This is a genomic window from Parendozoicomonas haliclonae, assembly GCF_900174585.1.
GTDB lineage: Bacteria > Pseudomonadota > Gammaproteobacteria > Pseudomonadales > Endozoicomonadaceae > Sansalvadorimonas > Sansalvadorimonas haliclonae.
In genome coordinates this window covers 571,150-582,922 of sequence record NZ_FWPT01000003.1, presented here as the reverse complement: position 1 = coordinate 582,922, position 11,773 = coordinate 571,150, and the positions used below count along the sequence as shown (strand labels likewise).

The window sequence follows — 11,773 nt, the reverse complement described above, 5'->3', positions numbered from 1 at the left end:
ACGTGGACATTATAAAAATATGAAAAGAACAACAGTATCCTGCCTTAAACCCCTGAGCGTAATTATCTTTACTGCAGCGCTTGCTGCCTGCTCTTCGGAAGTGAAAGAAGAAGCTTCAGTTTCTACGAATAATTCATCTGATATCAATGCGTCAGTAGAAAAGGCTCCAGCCAACCCGGCGCAAGACATTATTAAAAGTGCCAATGATGATCGTGATTATCAGCTTGTGACTCTGGATAACGGTGTCAGGGTTGTTCTTATCTCTGATCCGGATGCTGACAAAGCCGCTGCCTCTATATATGTAGGCACGGGCAGTTGGTCAGACCCAAAAGGCCGGGAAGGTATGGCGCACTTCCTTGAGCATATGCTGCTGTTTATGAAGAGTGAGAAGTATCCCGAGCTGGGCGGTTTTCGCGAGTATGTGAAGGCTCAGGGTGGTTCCATGAATGGCACGACCTATGGTGAAAAGACCAACTATTACTTCGAGGTCAATGCCGAAGGTCTGGCAGAAGGGTTGGATCGTCTGGCCTGGGCTGTAGGTAAATCGATTTTGGAAAACGAATATGTCGATAAGGAGCGTAACTCTGTTGACTCCGAGTTCCGTGCCGGGTTTACCCGCCCTTATTGGCGTTCCAATGTCGTGCATGGTGAAACCAGTAATCCGGCTCACCCTTATGGTCACTTCGGTACAGGCAACATTGATACCCTGAATAACGATGACGGTGTCAGTCTGTTAAAAGATCTGGAAGTTTTTTATCGCGACTATTATGTCGGCAGCAATATGACCGTGGCTGTTTATGGTCAGGAGTCTCTGGCTGAACTGGAGACGATGGCAAAAACATCGCTGGCGGCTATTCCGGCCGGAGTCGCAGCGGAGAAGCCCTGGGATGATAGTATCTCCCCCTTTACTGAAGGTCAGCAGGGCGTGCAGATTAATATTAAAACGCTTCAGGATAGAAATACCCTGTCACTTGAGTTTAATTTGCCAGCCAGTCGTGAAAACTTTGCAGCCAAGCCTGTTGTCTATCTTAAAAAAATCTTCAGCAGTGAACGTAAAGGCACGCTCTATAGCGCTTTGAAAGAGGAAGGCTTGATTAATAGCCTGAGCGCCTACGGCTGGGATTCTGATAACAGCTTTACCGATTTTGGTATCTCAATGGGCCTGACAGAAAAGGGGGCCCAACAGACGGATCGCATCGGTGCGATTGTCTTTGATTTTATTGATCTGGTGAAAAAAGACGGCATCAAAAAAGAGCTGTTTGATGAATATGGTCAGATTGCCCGTTTGTTCTTTGATTCCGCAGATCAGGCACGCCCTGTCGATCATGTTAATGAGCTGGCCTATAACCTCCAGGAGTATCCGGTAAAGAACCTTCTTAATGTGGATGTGGCCTGGGAGCGTTATGACGAAGCTCTGATCCGCAGCTATCTGAATGAGATGACGGTTGATAACCTGCGGATGATCGTGAGTGGCAAGGATGTGAGTGTCGATAAGGAAGCGCCTCACTACGGCACACGTTATAGCATGGCTCCCCTGACTGAGACACAACAGCAGTTGTTTGCTGATTCCGCTATTCATAGTTCTCTATCACTGCCGGCATTGAACCCGTATGCTCCAAAGAATCTTGAGTTGATTGCTGAGAACGAACAATCAAAAGAGGTTCCATCGCAGCTGATTAATGAGCCTGGACTGCGGGTCTGGCATAAATCAGATCAGACCTTTAACGCACCCAAGGCCGATGTGCGTCTGGCGTATTCCACACCACTGTCTGACAGTTCGGTGAAAAACTCTGTGACCTTTACCCTGTTTTCCGAACTGATTGGTCAGGTTCTCAATGAGCCTCTCTATCCTGCTCGCGAAGCAGGTCTGGGTTACTCTGTTTACCGTCAGGGTACAACGGATCTGGCCATTCAATTATCCGGATTTAGCGACAAGCAGCCGCTGTTGCTGGATACCATCGTCAAGGCACTGGAAGAGCAGGCTTTTACCGAGCAGGACTTTGCACGAGTGAAAGAAGCCTATGCCAAGAACCTGGAAAACTTTCGTTTAAGTTCCCCGGATGATCAGGCCTGGAGTGCCTTTAATGAAGTGGTATTTCCCGGAACCTACAGTGCCGTTGAGCAGGCTGAAGCCTTGAAAGCTGTGTCTCTGGCGGATGTGCAGGCCTTCGGGGAAGCCTTTCTTAAGAAGGCGCATCTTGATGTATTGGTTCACGGTAATCTGAGTGCTGCACAGACAGAGTCGATGGCACGTAAGGCGGCAGCGGTTGTTAAAGAACCAGGTGAGCATTATCGCACCCGACTTTATGATCTCAGCAGCATGCCGACAGTGAGTCTGGCGCTGGATATCGATCACTCGGACTCTACTTCCTTCCTGTACTATCAGGCTCAGGATGAAAGCCTGGAAACTCGCACAGGACTGGCACTTATCGATGATATGATCAGTGGCCCATATTTCCGCGAGTTGCGTACTAACCAGCAGCTAGGTTATATCGTCTGGAGTTCACCGCGCAGGCTGAATGATCGCCCGGGGCTGGTGTTTATGGTGCAGTCCACCAATACCGCACCGGAAGAGATCAAGAAGCGCTCCCTGGCATTATTTGCTCAGCAGCGTGAGGTGATCGAGGCGATGGATGCACAGGCCTTTGCTGACCTCAAAGAAACCCTGATTAAGGACACCATGAAGAAAGATACCGGGCTGACGAAGCGTACCAACCGGTTCTGGTGGAATATCGTGGGTGAAAAATTGGACTTTGCCGATCGTGATCACTTTGTTGCAGCTGCCAAACTGCTGACCAAAGAGAAGGTGCTGGCTCTCTATGATAAGTACCTGCTGGCTGATGGTGCCCTGTCTCTGGAAGTGAAGAGCTTTGGTAAGAATCACAAGGCAGAGAAGCCAGACGCATCTGTGGAGAATGTTGTGAAGTGTGCAACGGCAGAGTGTCTGGATGCTATGGACGTGCCGACAACTTGAGGGGGAACAAGCGTAAATCTCGTTCCTACGGTCCACCGTGGGAATGCATACCTGCCAAGAGCGAATAGCTAATATGGGTTCCCACGCAGAGCGTGGGAACCAGAGCAAATACATCCTTGTATTGAATCGCTCCCGGGGCTTCCTGCCCCTTAGCAGAGCACACCTATCTCGGCTCCCTCTGTTTTGGAGTCAATAAAAGGCCGCTACCGTTTATCACGGTAGCGGCCTGACTACACAGGGCCTTATTCTTAAATGACTAGATGGCAGCGGTCACCTTTTTCAGATAAGCCTGCTCATCATCTGTCATCCGTGGTGCCAGCTGCTTATACACTTCGGCGTGATAGCTGTTCAGCCAGTCACGCTGGGCAGTCGTCAGCTGATCAACATTAATGGCTTTGGTGCAGATCGGTGCAAGGGTAATGGATTCAAAGTTGTAGAAGGTACCAAACTCAGTTTGGGTAAACTCTTTCACCAGCATAATGTTCTCGATACGAACACCGTGCAGACCTTCCCGATAGATACCCGGTTCGTTAGTAATCACCATCCCCGGTTGTAGCGGTACATCAACCATCGCCTGACTGAAGCCCTGTGGGCCTTCATGAACATTCAGGAAGAAGCCCACGCCATGGCCGGTTCCACAACCGTAGTTGATGCCTTCTTTCCATTGAGGTCCACGGGCAAGAATATCCAGATTGCAGCCGCGGCTGCCTTTCATAAACACTGCCATGGAGAGATCAATCACGCCCTGCAGAACCAGGGTGTAGTCACGGCGTTCCTGTTCGGTCAGATCACCAAAGCAGAAGGTTCGGGTGATATCGGTCGTACCGCCTGGGTACTGGCCGCCGGAATCCACCAGGAAGAAGCTGCCAGGCTTAACGGTGACATTACTGGTCTCATCGGCGGCATAGTGCATCATGGCACCGTGTTCGCGATAACCGGCAATAGTGCGGAAGCTGTCTTCGGTGTAACCGTCTTCCATGGCACGGAAGGCCTGTAGCTGCTTCTCGGCGGAAAGTTCAGTCACCTCACCACCGGGAACATTATCTTCCAGCCACTTCATAAAGCGAGTGATGGCAACACCGTCTTTGCACAGAGTTTCCCGGTATTGCTTCACCTCGGTGTCGTTTTTCAGAGACTTCATCAACGTAGAAGGTGATTTGCCTTCTACCACTTCAACGGCTTCAGGGAGTGCATCAAAGACAGCACGGCTGGTGGTCATCGGATTCAGCAGAATGCTTTTGGTTTCCAGAGAGGAAAGGTCAGCCCAGGCTTGATCGTAGGCTTTGGCTTCAACATTGATGCTTTTGAGGTAAGCACTCACGTCATCGCTGATCTTGTCCTGATCCACATACAGGGATGAGCTGTTCTCGGTGATCAGCAGATAAGAGGCAAACACCGGGTTCATGGCAATATCATTGCCGCGCAGGTTTAATGCCCAGGCGATGTCGTCCAGAGTGGACACAAGGTGGCTGGTGGCCTTCTTCTTGGCCATCTCATCACGAATATCCTTGATCTTCTCTTCGCTGCCTTTACCGGCAAAAGAGACATCGTGAATAAATGCGGGGGCTTTGGAGAGAGCGGGGCGATCTTCCCAGATGGCAGAGAGCAGATCATGGCTGCTATCCAGTTTAACCGGCTTATCGCCAAAGTCTTTTAGCAGAGTCTTGGTCTGAGCCTGGCTGAAGGTGCGACCATCAAAACCAATGGTGCTGTTCTCCGGGAGAGTGTCCGCAAGCCATTCGCTCAGGGTTTGCACATCAGGGTTACCGGCACGAAACAGATTAATGCCACTGCCTTCCAGTTCCTTTTCCGCCTGAATATGGTAACGACCATCGGTCCACAGCCCGGCTTGTTCCAGACCAATAACGGCAGTACCGGCAGAGCCGGTAAAGCCGGAGATCCAGGCACGGCCTTTCCAGTATTCGGCAACATATTCGCTGTTGTGGGCATCGCTGCTTGGCACAATCCAGGCATCAATCCCTTTCTGCTTCATCAGTTCACGCAGTTGAGCGACACGTTTCTGTATTTCTGACATCGGGTAATCCGTTGCTTTCTTGTTGTTGTGATGATGAAAAATTAAAAGATGAATATTGTATACAATCCTGCCGGATTGAAATTTAGAGTCAACAACTTTGGGGCAGGGAATTGTATCTGAGGATTATGTCTCGTTCCTACGGTCCGCCGTAGGAACGCATTGTTATCAAAGTTAAGTCGTTGGTATGGGTTACCACGCAGAGCGTGGTAACCAGAGCTTCTGCGACAGCCAGGGATTAGCTGCCGCACGGTATCGCATTTATTTAACGGAGATATCCTTTACACCCATATTAAACAGGGTGAAGGAATAAACATCTGCATACTCTTCAATGGTTTTGCTCAGAGGGGTTCCTGCACCATGTCCCGCATCGGTTTCAATACGGATCAGGGTTGGGTTCGGGCCCTTGTGCTTGGTTTGTAGTTCGGCTGCGAACTTGTGGGAGTGCGCCGGTACAACCCGATCATCGTGGTCACCGGTGGTCACCAGAGTTGCTGGGTAATCAACGCCTTCTCTCACGTTATGCACAGGGGAGTAATTCAGCAGGTACTCGAACATCTCCTTGCTGTCTTCCGCTGTGCCGTAGTCGTAAGCCCAACCGGCACCAGCAGTAAAGGTATGGTAGCGAAGCATATCCATAACGCCGACTGCGGGCAGTGCCACCGCATAAAGGTCTGGGCGCTGGGTCATGGCTGCGCCAACCAGCAGGCCACCGTTGGAACCGCCCTTGATCGCCAGCTTGCTGGAGGAGGTGTAGTTGTTCTCAATCAGGTATTCGCTGGCTGCGATAAAGTCATCGAACACATTCTGCTTTTGCAGCTTGGTACCGGCATCATGCCAGGCCTTGCCGTATTCACCACCACCGCGCAGGTTGGCGACCGCATAAACACCACCCATCTCTAGCCAGCCGGCAACCAGCGTGCTGAAGTAAGGCGTCAGGCTCACACCAAAACCACCATAGCCATAAAGAATGGTCGGGTTGCTGCCATCCAGTTCAATATCTTTACGGTGGGTGATAATCATCGGAACACGGGTGCCATCCTTCGAGGAGTAGAACACCTGACTGGAGGTATAGGCCTCGCTATTGAAGTCCACTTTAGAGCGGGAGTGCACTTCCGACTTTCCGCTGTCCAGATCGTAAGAGAAGATGGTGTTTGGGGTTTTCGGATTACTGAACGAGTAGAAAACCTTTGTCTGCCAATCCTTGCCGCTAAAGCCGCCGGCGGATCCGACTTCCGGCAGTGCGATATCGCGCACCTTGTTACCTTCCAGATCAAACTGCTGAACCATGGATACGGCATCCTTGGTGTATTCAGCAATCAGGTAATTGCCGGCAGCGGTGACTGAAAGCACATCTTTGGTTTCAGGAATGACATCCACCCAGTGTTCAGGCTGAGGGTTGGCGGCATTCACCTTCACCAGTCGCTTATTCGGTGCATTGCGATTGGTCAAAATATAAAGGGTGTCGTCTTTGGTTTTAACAACGTAATCATCAGAGTCATAGTCATTGGTGATGGTGATAAAACCGGAGTCCGTTTTGCTCAAATCCTTAATAAAGAATTTGTTGCCGGTGGTTGATTTCGCAGCACTGATAAACAGGAACCGGTCATCGTCAGAGGTGTAGCCGCCGATATAACGATTCTTCTGCTCAGGAGTCGCACCAAAGATCACCTTGTCTTCACTCTGGGCAGTACCCAGCTTATGGAAGTAAACCTTATGTTGATCGGTCTTGGCGGAGAGCTCACTGCCTTCCGGCTTGTCATAGGTGGAGTAATAGAAGCCTTCATTGCCGAGCCAGGAAGCGCCGGTAAACTTCAGATCAACCAAGGGTGTTTCCAGTTGCTCCTTGGTTTTCACATCAATCACAAACGCTTTGCGCCAGTCACTGCCACCTTCGGAAACAGTATAAACGGCTTTGGACGCATCTTCAGTAAAGAACACACCTGCAAGCGAGATGGTGCCGTCGGCGCTAAACGTATTCGGATCAAGGAAGACTTCCGGCTCGCCTTCGCCTTTCTGGCGATAGAGAACAGACTGGTTTTGCAGGCCGTCATTTTTATAGAAGTAGGTGTAGTCGCCTTCAATAAATGGCATTCCGACCTTTTCATAATCCAGCAGTGTGGTCAGCCGTGCCTTGATGGCGTCCCGATAAGGGATCTGATCCAGAAACTTGTTGGTCACCAGATTCTGGGCTGTCACCCAGGCAGCGGTCTCTTCGCTCATATCATCTTCAAGCCAACGATAAGGATCGGCGACTTCAGTACCGAAGTAGTTGTCGACGACACTGACCTTTTTGGTTTCCGGGTAGATGATCTGAGCCGTTTGCTGGCTGGCACAGCCGGTAAGAATGGTTGAGGCCAGCAGAGTGGAGGCCACTACACCGGTTGTATTTCTAGGCTTATTCACAACTTTTATCCTTGGTTATTTCTGTATTCAGATGAGCAACGGGTTTACTCATCTGGAAGGTCTGGGGGTTATAGCCCAGCCTTTTGTAAAAGCTCAGGGCGCGGTGATTAATAGAGACAACAGATAGCCCAAGCTCCTCGGCACCCTGTTCGACCAGATGCTTTTCGATCTGTTCCATTAGTCGGGTGGCCAATGGTGTTCCGCGATGGGGTTCGAGAACAATCAGCTCATTCACAAAGCCTACTGTGCGGGTTTTGGTGATAATGGAATCCATCGGTCGTATAACACCCGTCACCAATCCAACCGCCTGCTCACCATCCAATGCGATAAAGCCCTGAATCGAGCCATTGCTGTAGCGGGAGAAGATATCTTTCTCCAAACGCTTTTGGTGCATCTCTTCCGGCGTGCGGAAGAGATCGGGTTGTCGATCATGGTGAAACTCATCCAGCGCTTTCAGCAAGGGCGGGAGGCGATCCCTATCACCCGACTCCAGTGGCCTGATAATGATATTATCCATGGCGTATCTCTGAAGGCTCCCGGTGCAGACCATAGATAGCATGGTCTTCTATCCTGTCTCCCACATTGCCAGCCTGAGTGATAATTCCTTCCAGCTTCATCCCCAATCGCTCACACACCTTACGGCTGGCCTGGTTATCGCTGGCGACCTCAATCTGGATCTTGGTCAAGTTAAGCTGGGTAAAGGCATAATCAATCAGAAAGCAGCAGGCACGGCTGACAATGCCTTGTCCCTGTGCGTCCTCGGCAAGCCAGTACCCCAGGGAAGCCTTGCGGCGCTTTTCAGAAATTCCCTGCAGGGCAATATTGCCAACAATCTCGCCTTGGTAGGCAATGCCAAAACTCATCCCTTTTCCCTCTGCATAGTTATGCAGGGAGCGTTTGATAAACGCTTCAAAGTCATCAAGGGTATCACTGCGTTCCGCCCAGGGAATCCACCGTTTCAGGTATTCGAGATTGTCGTTGCGAAGGGCGAGGTAGGCTTCAGCCAGAGAGGGGTGTTCAAAGATCAGTGAGAGTTCACTATCAACCTTGAAATGCAGAAGGTTCATTCTTGTCGGTATTCCTTTACTGCGCAGTTTACGAATTGTGAAAACCCGACCGGAGCTCTTCCGGCCGGGTTGTGGGGTTAGCTCTGGTTCCCACGCTCTGCGTGGTAACCCATACCACTAATAACTTGATTTTAATGGGTATGCATTCCTACGGAGGACCGTAGGAACGAGACTTAAAAGGAAAACCTGGCCGGTATTTTACCGGCCGGGTTGTTGGGGTTATCAGGCGGTCGCCAGCTGTGCCTCCCCAGCCGTCTCAGAAGAACCGTCAACCTTTGGCACAGCGGCCAGCAGGGTGCGGGTGTATTCATTCTGAGGGTTGTTCAGCACGTCTTCGGTATTGCCGTACTCCACAATCTTGCCGCCATTCATTACCGCAACCTGATGAGCCAGGTGCGGAATGATCGACAGATCGTGCGTAATAAACAGGTAGGACACCTGCAGATCACGCTGAAGTTCCAGCAGCAGATCCATTACGTCGGCACGAACGGATACGTCCAGAGCGCTGGTGGGTTCGTCACAGATAATCAGCTCCGGCTCCACCGCCAGTGCCCGGGCAATAGCGATACGCTGTCTCTGACCACCAGAGAACTCGTGAGGGTAACGGAAGCGGTGATCCGGCTCCAGGTGAACTCGGGTGAGCAGCTCAATGATCTTCTGCTCCCTCTGTTCTGCGGACATATCCGGGCGCAGGCGCTCCATACCTTCCTCGATAATATCGCCCACAGTCATCCGCGGGTTCATGGAGGAATAAGGGTTCTGGAAGATAACCTGAATCTTACGACGCAATGGCAGCATATCCTTGCGGCTCAGACCGTCGATACGATCACCGTGGAAGCTGACTTCGCCACCGGTTGGTTCGATCAAATTCAGTAGCGCACGGCCAGTTGTTGATTTGCCACAACCGGATTCGCCTACCAGAGCCAGAGTTTCACCCTTGCGAATGGTAAAGCTGATGCCATCCACGGCCTTGGTGTAACCCTGAATGCGCTGCAGAATACCTTTGCGTACCGGGAAGTGAACCTGCAGATCTTTCACCTCAAGCACATTGTCTTCTGTGCTCAGATCACGGAACTCAGTGGTATCCGGCAGGCTGTTGATCAGACGACGGCTGTACTCTTCCTGCGGATTTTTGAAGAAGGCATCGCAATCGTTCTCTTCAATAATCTCGCCTTTGTACATCACGCCGACGCGGTGGGCGGTCTGACGCACAACGCCCATATCGTGGGTGATCAGCAGTACAGCTAGGTTATGGCTGATAGTCAGGGACTTGATCAGCTCCAGCACCTGCTTCTGGATGGTTACGTCCAGAGCGGTAGTAGGTTCGTCAGCAAGAAGCACGTCAGGCTCGCAGGCCAGTGCCATAGCGATCATCACACGCTGCTGCTGGCCGCCGGACATCTGGTGCGGATACCAGTCCATACGCTTGTCCGCTTCCGGGATACCCACTTCTTCCAGCAGAGAACGGGTCCGGTCACGCAGAGCCTGACCTTTCAGGTCGGTGTGGATTTTCAGGGTTTCAGCAATCTGGTCACTGATCTTCTGTACCGGGTTCAGGGAGGTGAGGGCATCCTGGAAGATCATGGCGACCTTGGAACCACGGATGGTGCTCATCTCCATTTCTGGCAGGCGGAACAGATTGGTTTCACCCAGCATCACCTTACCTTTGGTGATCTTCAGGGCGTCAGGCAGCAGTCGCATAATGGACATAGACGTCATCGACTTACCACTGCCGGACTCGCCCACAAGAGCGAAAACCTCACCTTTTCTCAGCTCGAAATTAATATTATCGAGAATCTTGGTGTCCGGCTTGTCGTGAAGAACGACTTCGAGGCCGGAAACGGTGAGTGCCGTTTGATTATTCATGTTTTGGCTCATGCTTTAGCGGCCTCCACCCGGGTTTTAGGATCAAACGCATCCCGCACCAGATCCGAGAACAGGTTGGCGGAAAGGACAAGAGTAAACATCAGGAAGAAGGCACCGGACAGGTTCCACCACACCATTGGCTCACGGGCCAGTTCGGCACGGGCCAGGTTAATCATATTGCCCCAGCTGGCCATGGTTGGATCGATACCGACACCGATATACGACAGTACCGCTTCTGCCAGCACCATACCGCTGAAGTCCAGTACAAAGGTAATCATGATGATGTGGCTCAGGTTCGGCAGGATATGCCGCTTCAGAATCTGGGCATGACCAATACCAAAGGCATGGGCCGCTTCCACATAGTCCAGCTGGCTGATCTTCAGGGTTTCTGCACGTAGCAGACGACACAGGGTTGCCCAGCTGGTGATACCCAGAATAAAGCAGAGAGCCAGGAACTTGGCATCGGCTTTTTCCAGAGCCACTTCAAAGAACTGCGGGTTGTTATCAATCCAGACCTGGAACATCAGCACGGATGCGGCGATCAGCAGCAGGCCGGGAATAGAGCTCAGTGTCGTATAGATATACTGAACAACATCATCAACCCAACCTTTGAAGTAACCGGCACTGATACCGAAGACAATGGCAATTGGCATTGCGATCAGTGTCGTCAGGGTACCAATCAGTACAGCGGTACGAATCCCTTTCAGACTGTCGTAGAGGGTATCGTTACCAGCCTGATCGGTTCCCAGAACGTGGTAGAGGTTGCCGAGATGGATGAGCAAACCCAACAGGCCAAGCACAATTGCGAGGGTGATCCATGCGGAGCGCCATGGCAGCGTGGAGCGAATGCCAGTGGCACGTTCACCACGAGCAATCATCTGCTTGTGCAGAACAATCAATACAGCTGCCAGAGCAAGACCCTTGGCGGCACCAACCAGAGATTGCCAGATAATATCAGCAACTTTGTCATCAGGAGATTCAAGGTGCTGGCCGGCATGAACCAGTGCTGGCTGTGCACGGGTGATGCTGCCATCTTCAGCGATGACATTCTCGTTAACCCAGGACTTCAGGGAGAGTGGTGCTGAGTAGGTACGCTCAGTGTTCTCACCCATTTCGCCCAGCATAACATCCAGCACGCTGTTGATAGTGTTGCTGTAGTAAACCTCGGTGGTTTCCTGACCGGCAACAGGCTCCATCTGCTTGCGGAAGTGCAGGGAATCCAGAAGGGCGATAGAAATGTACGACAATATAATGACAAAGGTCACCATGCCGGTACGGGTTGAGAAAACCTGACGCCAGCGGTCACGGTTCTGTGGGTTCTTCTTCAGTGACAGCAGGAACATCACGATCATTGCTATCAGCAGATAAACCAGAAGGTCCGTCCCTAACAGGACAGGTTTGATGGCTAAATCCATTATCAAATTCTCC

7 protein-coding genes are annotated in these 11,773 nt (G+C 51.3%); 1 reads left to right on the top strand and 6 read right to left on the bottom strand.

Annotated elements, in window-relative coordinates; genetic code table 11:
- The first annotated feature begins 19 nt into the window (after positions 1-19).
- Positions 20-2,974, top strand: coding sequence for an insulinase family protein (locus tag EHSB41UT_RS08995; protein WP_165767195.1), 2,955 nt, complete (start codon positions 20-22; stop codon positions 2,972-2,974).
- Positions 2,975-3,230: 256 nt separating this feature from the next.
- Here the strand turns inward: EHSB41UT_RS08995 and EHSB41UT_RS08990 are convergent, their stop codons facing one another.
- The 6 genes from EHSB41UT_RS08990 to EHSB41UT_RS08965 form a co-directional block, all read right to left on the bottom strand.
- A complete protein-coding gene (locus EHSB41UT_RS08990; RefSeq protein WP_087108899.1) occupies positions 3,231-5,009 on the bottom strand; it encodes an aminopeptidase P family protein in 1,779 nt (592 codons plus the stop codon).
- Positions 5,010-5,267: 258 nt separating this feature from the next.
- Positions 5,268-7,412, bottom strand: coding sequence for a prolyl oligopeptidase family serine peptidase (locus tag EHSB41UT_RS08985; RefSeq protein WP_242667268.1), 2,145 nt, complete (start codon positions 7,410-7,412; stop codon positions 5,268-5,270).
- Positions 7,405-7,929 carry a GNAT family N-acetyltransferase gene (locus EHSB41UT_RS08980; RefSeq protein WP_165767194.1) on the bottom strand — a complete coding sequence of 175 codons (525 nt, stop codon included), beginning with the start codon at positions 7,927-7,929 and terminating at the stop codon, positions 7,405-7,407. The genes EHSB41UT_RS08985 and EHSB41UT_RS08980 overlap by 8 nt, the downstream gene beginning before the upstream one ends.
- A complete protein-coding gene (locus tag EHSB41UT_RS08975; protein ID WP_087108897.1) occupies positions 7,922-8,479 on the bottom strand; it encodes a GNAT family N-acetyltransferase in 558 nt (185 codons plus the stop codon). The genes EHSB41UT_RS08980 and EHSB41UT_RS08975 overlap by 8 nt, the downstream gene beginning before the upstream one ends.
- A gap of 222 nt (positions 8,480-8,701) precedes the next feature.
- Positions 8,702-10,345: an ABC transporter ATP-binding protein gene (locus EHSB41UT_RS08970; protein ID WP_087109025.1), complete on the bottom strand. Its 1,644-nt coding sequence runs from the start codon at positions 10,343-10,345 to the stop codon at positions 8,702-8,704.
- Between the two features lie 8 nt (positions 10,346-10,353).
- Entirely contained in the window at positions 10,354-11,760 is a 1,407-nt protein-coding gene (locus EHSB41UT_RS08965) for an ABC transporter permease (RefSeq protein ID WP_087108895.1), read from the bottom strand.
- Between the last annotated feature and the right edge of the window lie 13 nt (positions 11,761-11,773).

Bases quoted from the DNA above. Each gene is read 5' to 3' on its own strand.
- EHSB41UT_RS08990 (WP_087108899.1), bottom strand. From the start codon at position 5,009: ATGTCAGAAATACAGAAACGTGTCGCTCAACTGCGTGAACTGATGAAG.
- EHSB41UT_RS08965 (WP_087108895.1), bottom strand. From the start codon at position 11,760: ATGGATTTAGCCATCAAACCTGTCCTGTTAGGGACGGACCTTCTGGTT.
- EHSB41UT_RS08975 (WP_087108897.1), bottom strand. From the start codon at position 8,479: ATGAACCTTCTGCATTTCAAGGTTGATAGTGAACTCTCACTGATCTTT.
- EHSB41UT_RS08970 (WP_087109025.1), bottom strand. From the start codon at position 10,345: ATGAATAATCAAACGGCACTCACCGTTTCCGGCCTCGAAGTCGTTCTT.
- EHSB41UT_RS08980 (WP_165767194.1), bottom strand. From the start codon at position 7,929: ATGGATAATATCATTATCAGGCCACTGGAGTCGGGTGATAGGGATCGC.
- EHSB41UT_RS08995 (WP_165767195.1), top strand. From the start codon at position 20: ATGAAAAGAACAACAGTATCCTGCCTTAAACCCCTGAGCGTAATTATC.